This window comes from Streptomyces sp. NPDC050448 (assembly GCF_040655295.1).
Taxonomy (GTDB): domain Bacteria; phylum Actinomycetota; class Actinomycetes; order Streptomycetales; family Streptomycetaceae; genus Streptomyces.
The window spans coordinates 71,122-91,250 of record NZ_JBFAJR010000009.1 but is presented as its reverse complement, the minus strand read 5'-3'; the positions used below and the strand labels follow the sequence as shown (position 1 = coordinate 91,250).

General features: G+C 73.7%; 19 protein-coding genes. 13 read left to right on the top strand and 6 right to left on the bottom strand.

The window, feature by feature from the left end; all coding sequences use genetic code 11:
• Nucleotides 1-5 precede the first annotated feature (5 nt).
• From AB0I68_RS13905 to AB0I68_RS13885, 5 genes are all read right to left on the bottom strand, one after another.
• Nucleotides 6-470 carry a hypothetical protein gene (locus tag AB0I68_RS13905; protein ID WP_363177483.1) on the bottom strand — a complete coding sequence of 155 codons (465 nt, stop codon included), beginning with the start codon at nucleotides 468-470 and terminating at the stop codon, nucleotides 6-8.
• Complete coding sequence (locus AB0I68_RS13900; RefSeq protein ID WP_363177482.1) at nucleotides 467-1,306, bottom strand: GNAT family N-acetyltransferase; 840 nt, start codon at nucleotides 1,304-1,306, stop codon at nucleotides 467-469. Before AB0I68_RS13900 ends, AB0I68_RS13905 begins: the two co-directional genes overlap by 4 nt.
• Nucleotides 1,307-1,348: 42 nt before the next feature.
• Nucleotides 1,349-1,732 (bottom strand): hypothetical protein, encoded by a 384-nt coding sequence (locus tag AB0I68_RS13895; protein ID WP_363177481.1) that lies wholly within the window; start codon nucleotides 1,730-1,732, stop codon nucleotides 1,349-1,351.
• A 126-nt stretch (nucleotides 1,733-1,858) separates the two neighbouring features.
• Entirely contained in the window at nucleotides 1,859-2,665 is an 807-nt protein-coding gene (locus AB0I68_RS13890; RefSeq protein WP_363177480.1) for a PaaX family transcriptional regulator C-terminal domain-containing protein, read from the bottom strand.
• Entirely contained in the window at nucleotides 2,635-4,401 is a 1,767-nt protein-coding gene (locus tag AB0I68_RS13885; RefSeq protein ID WP_363177479.1) for an AMP-binding protein, read from the bottom strand. The genes AB0I68_RS13890 and AB0I68_RS13885 overlap by 31 nt, the downstream gene beginning before the upstream one ends.
• Before the next feature lie 138 nt (nucleotides 4,402-4,539).
• On the opposite strand from AB0I68_RS13885, the gene AB0I68_RS13880 reads away from it, so the two are divergent.
• The 3 genes from AB0I68_RS13880 (at nucleotide 4,540) to AB0I68_RS13870 (ending at nucleotide 6,748) form a co-directional block, all read left to right on the top strand.
• Nucleotides 4,540-5,649 carry an acyl-CoA dehydrogenase family protein gene (locus tag AB0I68_RS13880; protein ID WP_363177478.1) on the top strand — a complete coding sequence of 370 codons (1,110 nt, stop codon included), beginning with the start codon at nucleotides 4,540-4,542 and terminating at the stop codon, nucleotides 5,647-5,649.
• Nucleotides 5,646-6,044, top strand: coding sequence for a RidA family protein (locus AB0I68_RS13875; protein ID WP_363177477.1), 399 nt, complete (start codon nucleotides 5,646-5,648; stop codon nucleotides 6,042-6,044). The genes AB0I68_RS13880 and AB0I68_RS13875 overlap by 4 nt, the downstream gene beginning before the upstream one ends.
• Nucleotides 6,045-6,145: 101 nt before the next feature.
• On the top strand, nucleotides 6,146-6,748 hold the full coding sequence (locus AB0I68_RS13870) for a hypothetical protein (protein WP_363177476.1): 603 nt from the start codon (nucleotides 6,146-6,148) through the stop codon (nucleotides 6,746-6,748).
• Here the strand turns inward: AB0I68_RS13870 and AB0I68_RS13865 are convergent, their stop codons facing one another.
• Entirely contained in the window at nucleotides 6,749-8,119 is a 1,371-nt protein-coding gene (locus AB0I68_RS13865) for an aminopeptidase P family protein (RefSeq protein ID WP_363177475.1), read from the bottom strand.
• 192 nt (nucleotides 8,120-8,311) lie between these two features.
• Here AB0I68_RS13865 and AB0I68_RS13860 point away from each other — a divergent pair, with 192 nt between their 5' ends.
• From AB0I68_RS13860 to AB0I68_RS13815, 10 genes are all read left to right on the top strand, one after another.
• Complete coding sequence (locus tag AB0I68_RS13860) at nucleotides 8,312-10,711, top strand: collagenase (RefSeq protein WP_363177474.1); 2,400 nt, start codon at nucleotides 8,312-8,314, stop codon at nucleotides 10,709-10,711.
• Nucleotides 10,712-10,961: 250 nt separating this feature from the next.
• The gene (locus AB0I68_RS13855; RefSeq protein WP_363177473.1) at nucleotides 10,962-12,152 is read left to right on the top strand and encodes an FAD-binding oxidoreductase; all 1,191 of its coding nucleotides are present in this window, start codon (nucleotides 10,962-10,964) and stop codon (nucleotides 12,150-12,152) included.
• Between the two features lie 284 nt (nucleotides 12,153-12,436).
• On the top strand, nucleotides 12,437-12,751 hold the full coding sequence (locus AB0I68_RS13850; protein ID WP_363177472.1) for a (2Fe-2S)-binding protein: 315 nt from the start codon (nucleotides 12,437-12,439) through the stop codon (nucleotides 12,749-12,751).
• Between the two features lie 127 nt (nucleotides 12,752-12,878).
• Nucleotides 12,879-14,267, top strand: coding sequence for an FAD-dependent oxidoreductase (locus tag AB0I68_RS13845; protein ID WP_363177471.1), 1,389 nt, complete (start codon nucleotides 12,879-12,881; stop codon nucleotides 14,265-14,267).
• 76 nt (nucleotides 14,268-14,343) lie between these two features.
• The gene (locus tag AB0I68_RS13840) at nucleotides 14,344-15,270 is read left to right on the top strand and encodes a dihydrodipicolinate synthase family protein (protein ID WP_363177470.1); all 927 of its coding nucleotides are present in this window, start codon (nucleotides 14,344-14,346) and stop codon (nucleotides 15,268-15,270) included.
• 16 nt (nucleotides 15,271-15,286) lie between these two features.
• On the top strand, nucleotides 15,287-16,291 hold the full coding sequence (locus tag AB0I68_RS13835; protein ID WP_363177469.1) for a proline racemase family protein: 1,005 nt from the start codon (nucleotides 15,287-15,289) through the stop codon (nucleotides 16,289-16,291).
• Nucleotides 16,288-17,331 (top strand): proline racemase family protein, encoded by a 1,044-nt coding sequence (locus AB0I68_RS13830; RefSeq protein ID WP_363177468.1) that lies wholly within the window; start codon nucleotides 16,288-16,290, stop codon nucleotides 17,329-17,331. The genes AB0I68_RS13835 and AB0I68_RS13830 overlap by 4 nt, the downstream gene beginning before the upstream one ends.
• Complete coding sequence (locus AB0I68_RS13825) at nucleotides 17,328-18,287, top strand: ornithine cyclodeaminase family protein (protein WP_363177466.1); 960 nt, start codon at nucleotides 17,328-17,330, stop codon at nucleotides 18,285-18,287. Before AB0I68_RS13830 ends, AB0I68_RS13825 begins: the two co-directional genes overlap by 4 nt.
• A 55-nt stretch (nucleotides 18,288-18,342) precedes the next feature.
• Nucleotides 18,343-19,053 (top strand): GntR family transcriptional regulator, encoded by a 711-nt coding sequence (locus tag AB0I68_RS13820; protein ID WP_363177465.1) that lies wholly within the window; start codon nucleotides 18,343-18,345, stop codon nucleotides 19,051-19,053.
• Between the two features lie 182 nt (nucleotides 19,054-19,235).
• Entirely contained in the window at nucleotides 19,236-19,952 is a 717-nt protein-coding gene (locus tag AB0I68_RS13815) for a hypothetical protein (protein ID WP_363177464.1), read from the top strand.
• Nucleotides 19,953-20,129: the final 177 nt, after the last annotated feature.

Here is a 20,129-nt window from a genome sequence, read left to right as displayed (position 1 = left end):
CGGGATCACCCGCCGCCGAGCGTCAGGCACTCGTGGCACAGACAGGGCTCAGGATGCGGCCGGTCCGGCCACTGCTCGCTGCGCAGCTCCCGGGCGCAGCGCTCCAGCACGGGCGCCGCCCCCGCCGCGTCCGCCTCACCCGTCGCGCCCCAGAACCTCGACCACTCGGCGGTGCGCAGCACGGCCGGGCTGCGCACCAGCTTCGGCCGGAAGGTGTGCAGATGGCGGGTGTGGACGTACTCCTGCACGTAGCGCCGGGTGTGCCGGGGGCGGCCGACGACCATGCAGTACTCCCAGCCGTCCAGCGTGTCGAAGACGTAGACCTTGGTGCCGCCCTTGAACGTCTTCGTGCCCGGGCGCAGGCCCTGGCCGCCCTCGCCCCAGCGGCGCCACTGCACGACGTTCGCGGCCAGCATCCAGAGCGGTTCGTCGGGTTCGTCGGGTTCATCGGCTTCCTCCGAGGTGCTCATACGGCGGCCACCTCGACCCGGTCCTCGACCGGGGTGTAGCCCAGGCGCCGGTAGATGCCGTTGCTGGTGGGGTTGGCCAGGTCCGTGTAGAGGAGCACCTCCGAGGCGCCGGCCGCGTACGCCGCTTCGCTCACCGCGTGCGTGACCCCGGCGGCGTACCCGCGGCCGCGGAGCTCCGGCGGGGTGTACACCGGGCCGACGCGGGACACCGAGCCGATCGGGCGGAAGAACCCGGCCATCGACACCGGCGCCGCGGCATCCTCCCAGAGCAGCATGCCCCCGTACGAGAGCCGGTCGCGCAGGAAGACCTCGGAGGGGCCGCCCGGTTCCCCGGTCTCCCGCTTGAAGGCGCCGGCCCAGTCCAGCAGCAGCGGCAGGTCGGCCGGGGTGGCGAGCCGGGCCCGCCCGGCCGGGGCGGGATCCGGGGCGATCAGCCCGGTGAGCCGGTACAGCCGGTTCTCCTCGGTGACCTCGCTCGGCTTCCCCCACGCCGCGGCCAGCACCTGCGCGTCGCAGCGGCGGGCGTTGAGCGCGTCGACCCCGGCGAGCAGCGGCTCCGTGGCGAGCGCCGCCCCCAGCGCGCGGACGGCCTCGTCCGGCAGCGCCCCGATCAGCAGCGGATGCGGCGGGGTGCGCAGCAGGGCGCCGGCGACGCTCCCGTCGGCGGCGGTCCACCAGCCGAAGAAGGGCTCGGCGGATCCGTAGGCGTCCAGGCCCCGCCGCTCCAGCGCGTCGGTCACGGTCAGCAGAGAGGTGTTGGCGACGGGCTCGCCGGTCACGGCAGGGCCCGCCGCGGCCAGATAGGCCGCCAGGTCATGGGTGAATGTCCACGTCATGGCTCATGATGGCGCCGGATCGTTTCCCCGCGCACGTCGGTTTTACGCGGGCAGCCAGTCCGGCCACCACGGCGGCACGTTGTCGGGCCCGCACAGCCCCGAATCCCCGGGGTAGCCGTCCAAGGTGCCCTTGACCGCGAAGTACCAGACCACCACCGCGGCCAGGACGGCCAGGATCGGCACGGCCCGCAGCAACAGGGGCAGGCGGCGGGTGAGCAGGGCGAGGACCAGCGCGAGGAGCGCGCAGCCCGGCACGAGGAACAGCATCTCGAAGTTCAGCTCGAACTTCCCGCCCGCCTCCCAGCCCGCGTCGCAGTACGCGCGGGCGTTGGCGGCGAGCCGGGAGGCCGTGAACCCGGCCGCGGCACCCACCAGCGCCGCTCCGGCCAGCTGCAGGCGTGCGGTCCACCGCCCGGGCGGTGTCACGGGCGGCTGGTACCAGGTCTGGGGCTGGGGCTGCGGCGGGTTCGAAGGCCGCCGCGGGGTCGGGAGCGGTGGCGGCGGAGGAAGATCACGATGTGTCACAACACTTCGTGACGCGGCGGCCGTTGCCTACGGTTCCACGAACCCCGCCCCGATGTCCCGCAGCCGGGAGTGCAGTTCGGCGAAGACGGCCGCCGCCCGGTCGCCCGGCCAGTCCGCGGGCAGCAGTTCGCGCGGCAGGCCCGGGTCGGCGTACGGCAGGCGCCGCCAGGTGTCCAGGGCGAGCAGGTAGCAGCGGTAGGCGTCCTCCGGGGTGGGGGCCGGGCCCGACTGGAGGGCGCGCAGCACGGGCTCGTGCAGGTCGAGGAACTCCTCGTGCTGCTTGGCCAGGGAGGTCAGGTCCCACCACCGGGCCACCGCCTCGGCGGTCGGGGCGAAGCCGAGGTGGCCGCCGCGGAACAGCTCCACGTACGCCGTCAGGTGCAGCCGGTCCAGGGTGTGCCCGGTCTCCTCGTACAGGTGGGCCGGGGCGATCCACACCCCCGGTGCCACCGCGCCGAAGCCGAGCCGGGCGAGCCGCGAGCGCAGCAGGTGCCGCTTGTGCCGCTCCTGCTCCGGTACGGAGAACACCGCCAGCAGCCATTCCCCCGGCGGGTGCGCGTCGCGGTCCCCGTAGATCCGCCGGTCGCCGTCGTCCAGCAGCTGCCGCGCCTCCGCGGAGAGCCCGTACCCCGCCGAGCCGTCCGCGGCGCGCGCGGGCAGCAGGAAGCCGCGCCGCTTCAGCCGGGACACCGACGAGCGGACCGACGGGGCGTCCACGCCGGCCGCGCCCAGCAGGCGGACCAGCGCGGACACCGGGACCGGGCCCGCGAAGGCCCGCCCGTAGGCTCCGTAGAACGTGACGATCAGGGATCGCGGGGTGTGCTGCTCGACCACGGGTTCACTGTAGGGGGCGTCTCGCCGGTCGGCCCGGGCTCGCCGCGTCCGCAGCCGCGCCTCGCGGCGTTCTCGCCGGTCGACGCCGCTCCCTGATCCGGGCCGACCGGCACGACGCCCCCTCCATCGCGCAGCCGGAACCGTTGCAGTTTCCCGGTCGCGGTCCGGGGGAGCGCGGGGAGGAACACGAAGGAGCGCGGGCACTTGTGCGGGGCCAGTTCCGCCCGCATGAACGCGCGCAGGACCTCCTCCGTCAGTGCCGCGCCCGCCCGCACGACGGTGTACGCCACCACGATCTGCCCGCGTCGCTCGTCCGGGCGGCCCACCACCGCGGCCTCCACCACGTCCGGGTGGCGCATCAGGGCTTCCTCCACCTCCGGGCCCGCGATGTTGTAGCCCGCCGAGACGATCATGTCGTCGGCGCGGGCAACGTACCGGAAATAGCCCTCCGGATCGCGGACGTAGGTGTCCCCGGTCAGGTTCCAGCCGTCCCGTACGTACTCCTCCTGCCGGGGATCCTCCAGATACCGGCACCCCACCGGGCCGCGAACGGCCAGCAGCCCCGGCTCGTTGTCCGCGACGGGGCGGCCGGCGGCGTCCACCACCCGTGCCTGCCAGCCCGGCACCACCCGGCCGGTCGTCCCCGGGCGGATGTCCTCGTCGGCCGCGGAGATGAAGATGTGCAGCAGCTCGGTGGCGCCGATGCCGTTGATGATCCGCAGTCCGGTGCGCTCGTACCAGGCCTGCCAGGTGGCCGCCGGGAGGTTCTCGCCCGCCGAGACGCAGCGGCGCAGCGCCGACAGGTCGTACGCGCCCACGTCGTACGCGCCCAGGTCGTCCAGCATCGCCCGGTACGCGGTGGGCGCGGTGAACAGCACCGTGACCCGGTGTTCGGCGAGGGCGGGCAGCAGCCGGCGCGGGACCGCCCGATCGAGCAGCAGCGCGGAGGCGCCGGCGCGCAGCGGGAAGACGACCAGGCCGCCCAGGCCGAAGGTGAAGCCGAGCGGCGGACTGCCCGCGAAGACGTCGTCGGGGCGGGGGCGCAGGACGGTGCGGGAGAAGGTGTCGGCGACGGAGAGCAGATCGCGGTGGAAGTGCATGCAGCCCTTGGGGCGGCCGGTGGTGCCCGAGGTGAAGGCGATCAGGGCGACGTCGTCGGCGGAGGTCTCGACGGCGGCGAAGGGCTCCTCGTGCCGCTCGGCCAGCCGGAGCAGGTCGTCCGGGGCCTCGCCGCCGTACGGGGTGATCCGCAGGCCGGGCACCTCGGCCTTCGCCAGATCGTCCAGCACGCCCACATGGCACAGCGCGTGCTGCACCCGGGCCATCGCGCAGACCGTGGCCAGTTCCTGCGCCCGCTGCTGGGCCAGGACGGTGACCGCCACCGCGCCCGCCTTCATCACCGCCAGCCAGCACGCGGCGAGCCAGGGGCCGGTGGGGCCGCGCAGGAGCACCCGGTTGCCGGGGACCACGCCGAGATCGGCCGTGAGCACGTGGGCGAGGCGGTCCACGCGCTCGCGCAGCCCGCCGTACGACCACACCTCGCCGGCGCCGCTGCGGAAGGCCGGGCGGTCGGGCCCGAAGCGGGCGATGGTGGCGTCGAGCAGCTCGGCGCCGCAGTTGAGCCGGTCCGGATAGGCCAGCTCGGGGAGCTCGAAGACGAGCCGCGGCCAGGCGTGCGGCGGTGGCAGGTGGTCGCGCGCGAAGGTGTCGGCGTGGGCGGAAGGCTTGAGCTCCAAGGCGGGTTCGCCCCCTTGCAACGGCAGCGGCCCCCGGGCGGGGGACCGAAGTGGCGGAGCAGGCCGTGCACGTGCGCTACGAGCGTATCGTGATGGTGACGGCAGTCAACAGGACGCGATAGAAGCGGGGATATTCGGATGACCGGATTCGCGCTCGGGGTGGAACAAGAGGAGTGGTGCGGGCAATTGCGCGCGCTGGCGGCGGACCGGCTGCGGCCGCTCGCCGACAAGGGGGAGCCGGGACGGGTCAACCGCCCGCTGCTCTCGGCACTGGGTGAGCTGGGCCTGCTGGAGCGGGTCTTCACCTCGGGGGCGCTGGAGCTGTGCCTGCTCCGCGAATCCCTCGCGTACGGGTGTACGGAAGCGGAGACGGCCCTCGCCCTCCAGGGCCTGGGGGCCCATCCGGTGCTCCGCTCGGGGACGCCGGAGCAGCGTGCACGGTGGCTGCCGCAGGTGCGGGCCGGGCGCGCGGTGGCGGCCTTCGCGCTGAGCGAGCCGGGGGCGGGCTCGGACGCGGCGGCGCTGGCGCTGGAGGCGGTCCGGTCCGAGGACGGCTGGCGGCTCAGCGGCGAGAAGTGCTGGATCTCCAACGCCCCCGAGGCGGACTTCTACACCGTGTTCGCCCGGACCGGCGAGGGGCCGGCCGCCAAGGGGGTCACCGCCTTCCTGGTCCCGGCCGACCGCCCCGGCCTGTCGGGCGAGCCCCTGGACATGCTCTCCCCGCATCCGATCGGCCGCCTGGCCTTCGACGGGGTCCCGGTCGGCCCGCAGGACCTCCTGGGCGAGCCCGGCCGGGGCTTCCGGGTGGCGATGGACACGCTGAACCTGTTCCGGCCGAGCGTGGGCGCCTTCGCGGTCGGCATGGCCCGGGCCGCGCTGGACGCGACCCTGGCGTACACGGCGGGGCGGCCCGCGTTCGGCGGCGTACTGGGCGACCTCCAGGCGGTGGGCCACCGGGTGGCCGAGATGGCCACCCGCACCGAGGCCGCCCGGCTCCTGGTCTACGCGGCGGCGGGCGCGTACGACGCCGGCTCGCCGGACGTCCCGCGCCGGTCGGCGATGGCGAAACTGCTCGCGACGGAGACGGCCCAGTACGTGGTGGACCACGCGGTCCAGCTGCACGGGGCCGTCGCCCTCCAGCGCGGCCACCTGCTGGAGCACCTGTACCGGGAGGTCCGGGCCCCGCGCATCTACGAGGGCGCGAGCGAGGTCCAGCGCACGATCATCGCGAAGGAGCTCTACCGGTGAGTCTCGAGCGGATCAACCCGGCGGAGCTCTCCCCGCCGGCGGGCTTCTCCCATGCCGTGGCCGCGAGCGGCTCCCGGCTGGTCTTCCTGGCGGGCCAGACCGCACTCGACGCGTCGGGCAAGGTGGTGGGGGACACCCTGCCCGAGCAGTTCGAACGCGCCCTGGCCAACCTCCTGACGGCCCTGGCCGCATCCGGCGGCACCCCGGCGGACCTGGCCCGCGTGACGGTCTACACGGTCGACGTGGATGCGTACCGCACGCATGCGCGCGAACTCGGCCGCATCTGGCGCCGATTGGCGGGCCGCGACTATCCGGCCATGGCGGTCATCGGCGTCGTGCGCCTTTGGGACGAGCCGGCCCTGGTCGAACTGGACGGTATGGCCGTACTTCAGTAGCGGTCCTCTGACCTGGTGGTTTTGACAGAGGGCCAGAGAGGGGTGAGGGTGGAAATGACCCGTTTGCAATCAACACCACGAATGCTCGGAGGTGCATGGTTATGCGCCGTGGGATCAAGGCGGCCATCGTGGCAGGGGCTGCCGGCGCAACGCTCGGCCTGATGCCTGTTGGCGGCGCCTTTGCCGCGAGTGTCCCGCAGACCCAGCACAATCACGGGTGGTGTTCCGACAACTGGCGCGAGAACGACAGGCGCGACTGCTGCGACTTCGCCCGTTGGAACTGGAACTGGAACGACCGGAACGACCGCCCCGACTGGTGCAGGGACGTAGGCTCCTTCAACGGCAACCGCAACTGGGACAACGACTCCTGGAGCGGCAACCGATTTGACCGCGGAGACCGCGACATCGGCAACTTCGGCCACGATGACGGCGGCTTCGGCGGCCATGACAACGGCGGTCGCGGCGGCCACGATGAAGGCGGCGGCGGTGGCGGTGGCCACGACGACGGCGGCGGCGGTGGCGGCCACGACGACGGCGGCGGCGGTGGCGGCCACGACGACGGCGGCGGCGGTGGCGGTGGCCACGATGACGGTGGCGGCGGTGGCGGTGGCGGCGGCGACGGCGGCGGTGGCGGCGACGGCGGCGGTGGCAACGGTGGCGGCGGTGGCGGCGATGGTGGCGGCGGTGGCGGTGGCGGCCGCTAGTCAGCCCTCCAGCAGCGTCCCCATCCACTCCTCGATGCCCGCGACCGTGCGGGGAAGGGCGCCTGACATCAGTCGGGCGCCCTTCGCCGTGATGACCAGGTCGTCCTCGATGCGGACGCCGATGCCGCGCAGCTCCGGGGGCAGGGTCTCGTCGTCCGGCTGCAGATACAGGCCCGGTTCGACGGTCAGGACCTGTCCCTCCTCCAGGACCCCGTCCAGGTAGGTCTCCGCCCGCGCCTTCGCGCAGTCGTGCACGTCCAGCCCCAGCATGTGACCGCTGCTGCACAGCGTGTACCGCCGGTGCAGGTCGCCCTGCGCGTCCTTCAGGACGCCCCACTCCGCCAGGCCCTCCGCGATCACCCGCATCCCGGCCCGGTGGAAGTCCCGGAAGCTCGCGCCCGGGCGCAGCGCCGCCATGCCCGCCTCCTGCGCCGCCAGCACCAGTTCGTACACCTGCCGCTGGACGGGGGAGAAGCGCCCCGACAGCGGGAGGGTGCGCGTGATGTCCGCCGTGTAGAGGCTGTCGGTCTCCACGCCCGCGTCCAGCAGCAGCAGATCGCCGCGGTCGAGCCGGCCGTCGTTGCGGATCCAGTGCAGGACGCACGCGTGCGCGCCCGACGCCGCGATCGTGTCGTACCCGGTGCCGTTGCCCTCCGCCCGGGCGCGCAGGCCGAAGACCCCCTCGATCCACCGCTCGCCGCGGGGGTGCGCCAGTGCGCGCGGCAGCGCCCGTACGACGTCCTCGAAACCGGCCGCCGTGTGGTCGACGGCGAGCTGGAGCTGCCCGACCTCCCAGGCGTCCTTCACGAGGCGCAACTCGCAGAGCGCGGCGGCCAGTTCGGTGTCCGATGCCGCATTGCGGCCCGCCGGGGAGCCGAGTTCGTCCAGGTGGGCGCAGCGCAGGCCGGTCAGGCGCTGCGCCTCCGCCAGGTCGGGGCGGCGGCCGACCCAGAACTCCCCGTACCGCCGGTCCCGGTAGAACTCCTCGTTGCCGTCCGCGCGCGGGGAGCGGGGGCGCAGGTACAGCACGGGCTCGTGGCCGTGGGGGCCCGAGGGCTCCAGTACCAGGACGTGGCCCACCTGGTCCTCGCCCGTCAGCCCGGTCAGCCAGGCGTACGCGCTGTGCGGGCGGAAGCGGTGGTCGCAGTCGTTCGAGCGGACCTTGAGCTCGCCGGCCGGGATGATCAGCCGCTCGCCCGGGAAGCGCGCCGAGAGCCGGGCGCGCCGGGCCGGCGTGACCTCGTACGCGGATACCCGTGCTGCGTCGGGGAGGGGTGAGGCCGCCCAGTCGGCGGCCATGAAGCGGGACAACTCCGCCGATACCGGCAGGTCGTGGCTGCCGATGTTGAGGCGGGAGGGGGTGTCGGCCATGGGGGCTCCCTCAAGAAGATGCGAACTGATGGGTGCACAGGTCTTGTCAGTGCAATTTCACATTACTATGTTACAGCTCACATCGCGGCACGTTAATCCCCGTCAAACGCCGTGTGACACAGGGCAGTTCGCGCATTCACGCACTTTTCACGCACCACTTCCCCCACCTCCCCTGCCAACCAGGAGTTCTTGGTGTCTCAGTACAGAGCTGTGCGTACGTCTCTCCTCTCCGCCGCCGTCGCGGTCACGCTGCTCGCCTCCGCAGGCCAGGCGGTGTCCCAGACCGCCGAACGGGCCCCCGCGGCCGCCCCCGCCCCTGCCGCCGTGCCCGGCACCTTCACCTCCGGTGCGCCCGGCGCGAACCCGTTCGACGAGGTCGACCACCTCGCCTCGCCGAAGGAGGCCACGCCGGCGACGGGCCAGGCTCCCGGCGGGCTGGCCGCCGACGGCCGCGTCCCGGGGGCCGCTCCGGCCGCCGCCACGCCCGCCGGGCGCACCGAGCGCACCGAGAAGAGCCGCAAGCTCGCCGCCGCCCAGGCCGCGCCCACCGCGCAGAGCGTCGCCGCGGGCGTCCCCTGCACCCTCGACGGGATCACCGGCCTCAGCCCCGAGCAGTTCGCCGACTTCCTGGCCGATCCGGCCGTCACCGCCGACGGCTGTCTGCGCGGGCTGATCTGGACCTGGGACGCGCGCCTCGCGCCCGTCATGTCCGACGCGCACGTCCAGGCCGTCTCCCGCCGGATATCCGGCCTGGCCGCCGCCCACGACGGCCAGGGCTCCTCGCACCTCGAGGAGATGTTCACCTACCTCCATGCGGCCGTCTACCACGACTTCTCGCGCCCCGAGATCGACCTCACCGACGCCCCGACCGTGGACGCCATGCGCCGGGCCATCGCCGACTTCGGCGACGCCGCGCACAGCTTCGACGCCACCGCGTCCAACGCCCGGACCCTGCGCGAGGCCCTCTACGCCACCGGCCCCGGCCTGCGCCAGTACCAGCTCGGCCTCATCAAGAAGGTCCTGGCCACCATGGACGCGTCGCACACCGCGACCAACAAGGACCAGAACTGGGGCGGCGCCGTCCTCGCCGCCCTCAGCGCCAACTACCTCGGCGTCTACCCGGGCAACAGCGACGCCGCCTTCCACGCCGCGGTGACGGCCGACCCCGCCTACCGCGCCGCGTTCAAGGCCTTCGCCGGATACACCCACCTCAAGGGCAGCGCCAACGACTGGGTGGCCCGCGACGCGCTCGGCGAGTACGGCCGCTTCGGCCAGGTCGACGGCCTCAAGGACCAGGTCGTCGCCGACCTCGGCGGCCTCCTGGAGTCCGTCAAGTCCGGCTGGGGCAACGGCAGCGAGCAGTGGGCCAAGATCGTCTCCTGGCTCAACACCTACGAGGCGTGCAAGCCGTACGGGGTGTGCAAGGAGGACATCGAGAAGATGCTCTTCCCGAACACCTACACCTACGACAACGGCGGCATCAAGGTCCGCACGGCCCTCGACCGGGCCACCGTCGACCAGCTCTACTACGCGAGCAAGCAGGTCAAGACGCAGTTCCACCGGGTCATCGGGACCGACCAGCCGCTGACCGGCGACCCCAACACCACGCTGAACATCGTGCTGTACGCCTCCCGCGCCGACTACGTGACCTACCAGACGATGCTCAACGGCTACGGCACCAACAACGGCGGCATGTACATCGAGAACGGCGCCACCTTCTACACGTACCAGCGGCGCGTCCCGCAGGACTCCTCCCTCACCCTCGAGGAGCTCTTCCGCCACGAGTACACGCACTACCTCAACGGCCGGTTCGCCGTCCCCGGGTTCTTCGGTGAAGGCCCCTGGTACGAAGGCGACCGCACCACCGCCATGGACGAGGGCACCGCCGAGTTCTTCGACGGCGCCACCCGCGACAACGGCATCGCCGTCCGCAAGTCCCTGGTCAAGGGCATCATCAGCGACACCGCCGGCGGCGGCCCGCGGATGTCGGTCGAGCAGCTGCTGAACGCCACGTACGACGGCGACGGCTTCCGCTTCTACAACTACGCGGGGACCTTCTTCGAGTTCCTGTGGACCGAGCACCCCTCGCTGCTGCGCGAGATGTACACCCACCTGCGGGCCAACGACGTCGCCGGGTACGACGCCTGGCGCCACCGGATGGGCGCGGACACCTACCTCCAGCACGACTACGACCGCTTCCTGGACGCGCAGATCGCCAAGGTCGACCAGCTCTACGTGCCGAACACCTCGTTCACGGCCAACGACCAGCTGCGCGACTCCGCGCTCGCGAACGTGAAGTCTGCCTTCGCGGCGGCCACCTACAACACCCCGGACTGCGTGGAGAACGGGGACGCGGGCAAGCGCCGTTTCATCTGCACCGGCCGGATCACCGCGAACCTGAAGAACTGGCGCAGCGACGACCAGAACTTCAAGGACATGTCGGAGACGGTGGACTACTTCATCCTCGACCGGGCGGGCGCGGCCTCCAACAACCTGGCCGACATGAACTGTTCCTTCGCTCCCGTGGAGATCTGGACCAACCACGCGGCGGGAACGTCGGGTTACAGCTGTGAGGGCCCGCTGCGCAGCTGATCCCGCGACCGGGCCGGCCCCTCCTTCCGCAGCCGGCGGGGGTACCTCCCGGCGGCAGCCGGGGGAGTGGGGCCGGCCCGGTCGACCACGTGTCCGAGCCGGATGTCCATGGACTACCAGGGGTGTCCGGCCATGATCCGCCGCCGGAGTCGCGCCCCCCCGACGCCCGGATCGAAAGGCGCGCACCACCTCAGCCGGACCGACCGAGTGCTACTAGGCACCCCATTGAAGAATGTGACATATTACTGCCGTGCCCAAGAGACATCCCCTGGACGTCGTGATCATCGGCGCCGGCGTCGTCGGAGCCGCGATCGCGTACTACGCGGCCCGCTCCGGACTCTCCGTGGCCGTCGTCGACCGCGGCCCCGTCGCCGGCGGCACGACCGGAGCCGGGGAAGGCAATCTGCTCGTCTCCGACAAGGAGGCGGGCCCGGAGCTCGACCTGGCCCTGCTGTCGGCCGGCCTGTGGCGCGAACTCGCCGCGGTCCTCCCGCAGGAGATCGAGTACGAGGCCAAGGGCGGCCTCGTCGTCGCCCCCGACGAGGCTTCGCTGAAGGCGCTGCGAGGCTTCGCCGAGGGCCAGCGCGCCGCCGGGGTCGAAGCCGTCGAGGCGGGGGTCCTCGACCTCCGCGAGCTGGAGCCCCATCTGGCCCCGGGGCAGGCGGGCGGATTCCTGTACCCGCAGGACGCCCAGGTCCAGCCGGCCCAGGCGGCGGCCAGGCTGCTGGCCGCATCGGGAGCACAGGTGTACCTCGGCGAGGAGGTGACCGGGATCCTTCTGCCGCCCGGGGCCGCCGGAACCGCCGGCGGGTCCGGTGCGGTGCGCGGGGTGCGGACCTCGCGCCGCGAACTCCTGGCCCCGGCCGTGGTCAACGCGGCCGGCACCTGGGGCGGCCGCATCGCGGAACTGGCCGGAGTGTCCCTCCCGGTGCTCCCACGCCGCGGGTTCGTCCTGGTGACGGAGCCGCTGCCGAGGGTGGTCCGGCACAAGGTCTACGCCGCCGACTACATCGCGGACGTCGCCAGCGGCTCGGCGGCCCTGCAGTCCTCGGCCGTGGTCGAGGGCACCCCGTCGGGCCCGGTGCTGATCGGGGCCACCCGGGAGCGGGTCGGCTTCGACCGCTCCCTGTCGGTGGAGGCGCTGCGCCGCCTCGCCGTCCAGGCGCAAGCGCTGTTCCCGGTCCTGGCGGACGTCCGGGTGCTGCGGACCTACCACGGCTTCCGGCCGTACCTCCCCGACCACCTCCCGGCGATCGGCCCGGACCCCCGGGTCCCGGGTCTGCTGCACGCCTGCGGCCACGAGGGCGCGGGCATCGGCCTGGCCCCGGCCACGGGCCTCCTGATCGCCGCGGCCCTCACCGGCTCCGAACCCCCGCTGCCGCTGCACCCGTTCCGCCCCGACCGCTTCGGCCCGGCCGCCGCCCCGGAACCCGCCCGATGACCCGCCCCGGGCCGGGCGTCCGCTGCGCGGAGCCGTCCCCTGTCCGCCCTTCCCCCTCCCCCGGCCACCGCCGGGAGGTGCCCCCGTCCGGGGGGACCCGCACCCGGACTCTGCCCGGATCCGCCGGCGCGGCCGGTTTTCCGGCCCGTCCGGCGTGTGAGGACCGGAGGTCCGGGGACGGAGCCCCCGGTTTCGGGAAGGGGCGGGGCGGGGAGGGGGCTCCGCGCAGCGGAACCCGGTCCCGGCCCACCGACCCGCGCACGCACGCCCAAGGAGAACGGCCGATGACCCAGACCCCCCGCACCCTCGTCGGCGGAGCCCCGGCGGCGACGTACGTCCTGCGCTTCGACGGGCGGGAGCTGACCGCGCAGGCGGGGCAGAGCATCGCCGCCGTGCTGTGGGGCGCCGGAATCCTCGCCTGGCGGACCACCCGCGAAGGCGGCGCCCCGCGCGGGGCGTTCTGCGGGATCGGCAGCTGCTACGACTGCCTCGTCACCGTCAACGGCCGCCCGAACCAGCGCGCCTGCCTCGTCCCCGCCCGCCCCGGGGACACCGTCACCACTCAGGAAGGAACCGGCCATGCCGAGCTCGGCTTCTGACCCCGCAGTGCCCGGCCCGGCAGCCCCCGGCTCCGCAGCGCCCGGCCCGGCAGTGCCCGGCCCGGCAGTGCCCGGCCCGGCAGCCCCCGGCTCCGCAGCCCCCGGCCCGGCAGTGCCCGGCTTCTCCGTGTCCGATCTCGCGATCGTCGGCGCGGGCCCCGCCGGGCTCGCCGCCGCCGTCACGGCCGCGGGCCTCGGCCTGCGGGTCACCCTCCTGGACGCGGGGGAGCGCCCCGGCGGCCAGTACTACCGCCACCCCGCACCCGGGCTCGGGGCGGACCGCCCCGAAGCCCTGCACCACGGGTGGGCCGCCTTCGCCTCGCGCGAAGCCGCCCTGCGCGCCCACGTATCGGCCGGGCGGATCACGTACCTGCCGGGCCACCACGTCTGGACCGTGGTCCCGGACGGCGGCGCCTGGACGCTGCACGCCGTCGCCGGCCCCGAGGAGGCGGCCGCGACCCTGCACGCCCGGGCCGTACTCCTCGCCACCGGCTCCTACGAGCGGCAACTGCCCTTCCCCGGCTGGACCCTGCCCGGGGTGGTCGGGGCCGGCGGGGCGCAGGCCATGCTCAAGAGCGGGCTCGTGCTGCCGGGCAAGCGGATCGTCGTCGCCGGGAGCGGGCCGCTGCTGCTCGCCGTCGCCGGGTCCCTCGCCGCCGCCGGGGCCCGGGTGCCGGCCGTCGTCGAAGCCGCCGCGTACACCGGGTACGCCGGCCACGTCCCCGCCCTGCTGCGCAACCCCGGCAAGCTCGCCGAGGCCGCCACGTACGGCAGCGCCCTGCTCCACCGCCACATCCGCCTGCTCGCCCGGCACGCCGTGACCGAGGCCCACGGCACCGACCGGGTCGAGGCCGTCACCGTGGCCCGCCTGGACCGGGACTGGCGGCCCGTGCCCGGCACCGCCCGCCGGATCCCCTGCGACGCCCTCGCCGTCGGCCACGGGCTCGTCCCCCAGCTGGAGCTGGCGACCGGCCTGGGCTGCGCCACCCGCGCCGGCGCCGACGCCGCCGTCGCCCTGGCGCTGGACGCCGAACAGCGGACCTCCGTCCCCGGAATCTGGTCCGCCGGTGAGACCGGCGGTATCGGCGGCGCCCAACTGGCCCTGCTCGAAGGGGAGATCGCCGCCCACGCGATCGCAGGCCGGCCCGCCCCCGCCACCCTGGCCCGCCGCCGCGCGCGGCTGCGCGCCTTCGCCGACGCGATGGGCGCCGCCCACCGCCCGGGGTCCGGCTGGACCGGCTGGCTCCGGGACGACACCGACGTGTGCCGCTGCGAGGAGGTCCGGGCCGGCCGGATCCGCGAGGCCGTCGCCGACCTCGGCGCACGGGACGCCCGTACGGTCAAACTCCTCACCCGCTGCGGCATGGGCTGGTGTCAGGGCCGCATGTGCGGACCGGCCGTGGCAGCCCTCGCCGGGGAGGCCGCCCCATCCCAGGGCGCCAAGCCCGACCGGCGGCCCCTGTCCTGTCCGGTCCCGCTGCGCCACCTCGCCGAACTGCCCCCGGCGGAAGGCTGATCCGCCGGGTCAGGGCCCTTGTGGCCGCCTTGCACCCACTAGTAAAATGTCACACACCACTCTAGGGAGCTCTCTCATGACCCACGCGCACACCCCCGCGCCCACCCCGCCCCGCACCCGCCCCTGGCACGGCATCATGGTCGCCACCGCGCTGCCCCTGCGCGAGGACCTCACAGTCGACTACGACGCCTACGCCGAGCACGTGGCCTGGCTGATCGAGAACGGCTGCGACGGCGTGGTCCCCAACGGCTCCCTCGGGGAGTACCAGACCCTTAACCACGAGGAGCGCGCCCGCGTCGTCCGCACCGCCGTCGAAGCGGCCGGCGGTGACGGCGCCCGCGTCATGCCCGGCGTCGCCGCGTACGGCAGCGCCGAGGCCCGCCGCTGGGCCGACCAGGCCGCCGAGGCCGGGGCCGGCTCCGTGCTCCTGCTGCCTCCCAACGCCTTCCGGGCCGACGAGCAGACCGTACGCGCCCACTACGCCGAGGTCGCCCGCGCCGGCCTGCCCGTCGTCGCGTACAACAACCCCATCGACACCAAGGTGGACCTGACCCCAGCCCTGCTGTCCCGGCTGCACGCGGACGGCTCGATCGTCGCCGTCAAGGAGTTCAGCGGGGACGTCCGCCGCGCCTACGAGATCGCCGAACTCGCCCCCGGCCTCGACCTGCTCATCGGCGCCGACGACGTCCTCCTCGAACTCGCCCTCGCCGGCGCCGTCGGCTGGATCGCCGGCTATCCCAACGCCCTGCCGCGCTCCTGCGCCGAGCTCTACCGGGCCGCCGTCGCCGGCGACCTCGCCACCGCGCTGCCGCTCTACAAGTCCCTGCACTCGCTGCTGCGCTGGGACTCCAAGACCGAGTTCGTCCAGGCCATCAAGCTCTCCATGGACCTCGCGGGACGCCCCGGCGGCGCCACCCGCCCGCCGCGCTTCCCCCTCACCGGGGAGACCGAGGCGGCCGTCCGCGCCGCGACCGAGAAGGCCCTCGCCGAGGGCCTCAACTAACCAGCCGGGGGACTCCATGCGTACGCGCCACATCTACCACGCGGTGGACTCGCACACCGAGGGCATGCCGACCCGGGTGATCACCGGAGGCGTCGGGGTGATTCCCGGCGCCACCATGGCCGAGAAGCGGCTCCACTTCATCGAGCACACGGACCACGTCCGGACCCTGCTCATGTACGAGCCGCGCGGCCACTCCGCGATGAGCGGCGCCATCCTCCAGCCCCCCACCCGGCCCGACGCCGACTTCGGCGTGCTCTACATCGAGGTGTCGGGCCTGCTCCCCATGTGCGGGCACGGGACCATCGGGGTCGCCACCGTCCTGGTCGAGACGGGCATGGTGGAGGCCGTCGAGCCGGTCACCACCGTCCGGCTCGACACCCCGGCCGGACTGGTGAGCGTCGACGTCCGCGTCGAGGACGGGGCCGCCACCGCCGTCACCCTCACCAACGTCCCCTCCTTCTGCGTCGGTCTCGACCTGAAGACAGAGGTCCCCGGGTACGGCACGGTCACCTACGACCTCGCCTACGGCGGCAACTTCTACGCCTTCGTCGAACTCGACTCCCTCGGGCTCCCCTTCGACCGGGACCGCAAGGACGACCTGCTCGCTGCCGGACTCGCCGTCATGGACGCGATCAACGCCTCCGGCGACCGGCCCGTCCACCCCGAGAACCCCTCCATCGGCGGGGTCAAGCACGTCTACCTCGCCGCCCCCGGCTCCGACGCCCGCCGCTCCCGGCACGCCATGGCCATCCACCCGGGCTGGTTCGACCGCTCGCCCTGCGGCACGGGGACCAGCGCACGCATGGCCCAGCTGCACGCCCGCGGCCTCCTCGAGCTCGGCGCGGACTTCGTCAACGAGTCCTTCATCGGCACCGAGTTCACCGGCCGGCTGGTCGGCGAGACCATGGTGGGCGGGCTCCCCGCCGTCGTCCCCACCGTCACCGGGCGGGCGTGGATCACCGGCACCGCCCAGTACTTCCTCGACCCGTCCGACCCCTTCCCCGAAGGGTTCCTCCTGTGACCGCCGTACGCACCGTGGACTACCACACGGCCGGGGAGCCCTTCCGGATCGTCGACGTCGCCTCCGCAGGCCTGCCGCCCGTACCGGGGGACACCGTCGCCGAGCGCTGCGCCACCGCCATCGGCCCCGGCGGCTCCGGGACGGCCCCGCGCCGGAGCCCGCTGGACGACGTACGGCGGCTCCTCGTGCAGGAGCCGCGCGGGCACGCCGGAATGTACGGCGGGTTCGTCGTGCCCCCGGACGACGACGGCGCCCACTTCGGCGTGCTGTTCTGGCACAAGGACGGCTACTCCACCGCCTGCGGCCACGGCACGATGGCGCTCGGCGCCTGGGCCGTGGACACCGGCCGCGTCCCCGCCCCGGACGACGGGGACGCACAGGTGCGGATCGACGTGCCGTCGGGGCGGGTCGCCGCGACCGTGCACCGCAGCGGCGGCCGCACCACAGGGGTCACCTTCCGCAACGTCCCGGCCCGGGTCGCCGCCCGCAAGGTCCCGGTGGCGACCACCCTGGGCATGGCGGAGGTGGACATCGCGCACGCCGGCGCCTGCTACGCGTCCACCGCCGCCCGGGACCTCGGCCTGGACGTCTCCCGGGCCGCGCTGCCCGAACTCGTCCGGGCCGGACAGGAGATCCGCGCCGCCCTGGCCGCCCACCCCGGGACCTGGCACCCCGGCGGGCCGCTGCTCTCCGGGGTCTACGGGGTGATCCTCCACGAGGAACTGCCCGGCACTCCCTTCGGGCCGCACCAGCGCAATGTCACCGTGTTCGCCGACGGGCAGATCGACCGCTCTCCCTGCGGCTCGGGGACCTCGGCGCGGCTGGCGCTGCTCGCGGAGGACGGGCGGCTCGGGGCGGGCGAGGACCTGCTCCACGAGTCGGTGGTGGGCACGGTGTTCACCGGCCGGGTGGTGCACGGCGGCGCCGTCGCACCGGGCGGCGGCCTCGTCACGGAGGTCACCGGCACGGCGTACCGCACCGGCGAGCACGCCTTCGTAGTCGACCCGCAGGACGCCCTCGGCGCCGGATTCCTCCTGTGATCCCGCAGTTCGAGGCCGAGGAGACGGCCGCGCTGCTCACCCCGGCCGCAGCCGCCGACGCGCTGGCCGACGTACTGCGGGCCGGGCTGGACCCGGAGGCCTGCCCGCAGCGCACGGCCCTGCCCGTGCCGGGCGGCGAGCTGCTGCTGATGCCGGCCGCGGCGGGGGCGTACGCGGGAGTGAAGATCGCCGGTGTGGCGCCCGGCAATCCGGCCCTCGGCCTGCCCCGGATCACCGGCTCCTACCTCCTGCTGGACGGCCCGACGCTGCGCCCGCTCGCGCTGTTCGACGGCGCGGCGCTGACCGCCCTGCGCACCCCGGCGGTCTCGGCACTCGCCCTGCGGTACCTGACGCCGGCCGGGCGGGCCCCGCGGCTGGTGCTGTTCGGCGCCGGTCCGCAGGCGTACGGCCATCTCGAAGCGGTGCGGGACGTACGGGAGCCCGCGCAGGCCGTGGTCGTCGCCCGCAACCCCGTGGCCGCGGAGAAGCTGGCGGCGTACGCCCGCTCCTTGGGGATCCCGGCCCGGACGGGCACCCCGGCGGACGTGGCCGACGCGGACCTGGTGCTGTGCTGCACCACGGCCCGGGAACCCCTCTTCGACGGGCGGCTGGTGGCCCCGGGCGCGACGGTCGTGGCCGTCGGCTCGCACGAGCCGGACGCCCGGGAGACCGACACCGCCCTGGTGCGGCGGGCCGCCGTGTACGTGGAATCGCGGGCGGCGGCGCTGCGCGAGGCGGGGGACCTGCTGGTGCCGGAGGCGGAGGGGGCGATCGGGCCCGGTCATATCAGCGGCACCCTCGCCGACCTGGTGACGGGCCGGATGCCGGCGGCGGGACCGCCGGGTTGTCCACAGCTCTTCAAGAGCGTGGGCATGGCCTGGGAAGATCTCGCTGTGGCGGTGGCGATGTACCGCGCCGCGGGAGCCACCACCGCTCGGGGAACAAGCGCAACGTGACATTGTACGCTGTTCCTCTGCGCTCGGTGGTGCAAAGGTGTTCGGAGGAAAAGCAATGGGTGACCTGAAGCAGCACAGCCTCATCAAGGCTCAGGAACGGCTCCGCGACCAGGTCGGCCACGCCCTTCGAGCAGCCCTGATAGCGGGCGAACTGCGCCCCGGCAGCGTCTACTCGGCGCCCGGCCTGGCCGCCGAACTCGGGGTCTCCGCCACGCCCGTCCGCGAGGCGATGCTCGACCTGGCCCGCGAGGGCCTGGTGGAACCGGTCCGCAACAAGGGCTTCCGGATCACCGAAGTCAGCGAGCGCGATCTGGACCAGTACACCGAACTGCGCACGATGATCGAGGTACCGACCATCGGCCGGATCACGAAGATCGCCACGGCGGAGCAGCTGGAGGCACTGCGGCCCATCGCGCAGGAGATCGTCACCAGCGCCCGCGAGCACAACCTCATCGGCTACCTGGAGGCGGACCGCCGCTTCCACCTCTCCCTGCTGGCCCTGGCGGGCAACGACCGCCTGGTCGAGACGGTCGGCGATCTGCGCAAGCGGTCGCGGCTGTACGGGCTGACGGGCCTGGACGAGGCCGGAAAGCTGGTCTCCTCCGCCGAGGAGCACATCGAGCTGCTGGACCTGATGCTCAGCGGGGACGCGGAGGCGGCGGAGGCCTGCATGGTCCGCCACCTCGGCCACGTCCGCTCCCTCTGGGCCCAGGGCCGCGACGAGCCGGTCGGCCGCACCCCGGGAGGCCTCGGGTCGGGCGTCTAGGGGGTGTCAGCGCAGAGGTCCGCGGGGCCGGGGCCAGGGGGCGGGTCGGGGATGGTGGGCCTGCGCCGGGCGGGTGGACCTCGCGGCGCCTACGAGTGACTGTGGCGAACGGCGGCCGGTTCCGCCCGGAATCCGTCTACGAACACTGGGTCATGTGCACCGAGTGATGGGTTGTCCCGACCATGTTGAAGACTGCACTTCGGATCGCTTCCGCCACGGCCCTGGTCACCGTCTCGTTGGCGTTCGGCTCACCCGCCGGCGCCGCGGCGGACCCGTACCCGGGCACCCCGGAGCAGATCCGCAACACCGACCCCTGCGGTCCGACCGGTGCCTACCGTGCGTCGGAGTGGGCGCAGACCGCGACGGATCAATCGATCCGGACGCAGGTGGACCTCGCCTCGTTGCGCGAGGACTGGTACTGGCGTCACGACGTCAACACGCTGTGGCGGGGGGACACCCGGCCGGACCCGGAGGCGATCTTCCGGAGCGGCTTCACCCCGCTGGGTACGGACCTCACCCCGCTGTCGAAGTGGATCATCGGAGGCGGCGGGCAGAACACTGCGCACGTGAGCACCAGTTGTGAGCGGTGGGTGGCGCAGGGGTTCGCCACGGGGGGCGGGAGAGACGGCTGGGTGTACGCGATCCAGGCTCCCGGCGGGATCGACGTGAACGCCACCGCGCGGCAGACCGGCATCTACTCGCAGTACCTGTGGAACAAGGAGATCGACTTCCCCGGCGGGATCCAGGGCAGGTACATCCAGGGGGCCTGCCAGTACCACTGGGCCGGCCAGGACCCGCAGACGAACGCCAACATCTACCAGAACCTGGGCTGCGTGACGAACAGTCACTTCCGCCCGGCCCGGAACGCACAGAAGGCCCTGGTCGGTTCGCCGCGTTGAGCTGATCCCCCGCCGGGGCGGTCGCCGCAGTGCGGCTGCCCCGGAGCCTCAACTCGCCTTCAACGGGCCAGGTTTGGACACGGCTGGATAACGGCGGCACCAACCCCTTGTCAGTACAATTTCACATTACTATGTTACCGGTCACATCATAGAGCGCGGCCCTTCACTGGAGTGACC

Bases quoted from the DNA above. Each gene is read 5' to 3' on its own strand.
- AB0I68_RS13905 (WP_363177483.1), bottom strand. From the start codon at position 470: ATGAGCACCTCGGAGGAAGCCGATGAACCCGACGAACCCGACGAACCG.
- AB0I68_RS13900 (WP_363177482.1), bottom strand. From the start codon at position 1,306: ATGACGTGGACATTCACCCATGACCTGGCGGCCTATCTGGCCGCGGCG.
- AB0I68_RS13880 (WP_363177478.1), top strand. From the start codon at position 4,540: ATGACCGGATTCGCGCTCGGGGTGGAACAAGAGGAGTGGTGCGGGCAA.
- AB0I68_RS13870 (WP_363177476.1), top strand. From the start codon at position 6,146: ATGCGCCGTGGGATCAAGGCGGCCATCGTGGCAGGGGCTGCCGGCGCA.
- AB0I68_RS13865 (WP_363177475.1), bottom strand. From the start codon at position 8,119: ATGGCCGACACCCCCTCCCGCCTCAACATCGGCAGCCACGACCTGCCG.
- AB0I68_RS13850 (WP_363177472.1), top strand. From the start codon at position 12,437: ATGACCCAGACCCCCCGCACCCTCGTCGGCGGAGCCCCGGCGGCGACG.
- AB0I68_RS13840 (WP_363177470.1), top strand. From the start codon at position 14,344: ATGACCCACGCGCACACCCCCGCGCCCACCCCGCCCCGCACCCGCCCC.
- AB0I68_RS13835 (WP_363177469.1), top strand. From the start codon at position 15,287: ATGCGTACGCGCCACATCTACCACGCGGTGGACTCGCACACCGAGGGC.
- AB0I68_RS13820 (WP_363177465.1), top strand. From the start codon at position 18,343: ATGGGTGACCTGAAGCAGCACAGCCTCATCAAGGCTCAGGAACGGCTC.
- AB0I68_RS13815 (WP_363177464.1), top strand. From the start codon at position 19,236: ATGTTGAAGACTGCACTTCGGATCGCTTCCGCCACGGCCCTGGTCACC.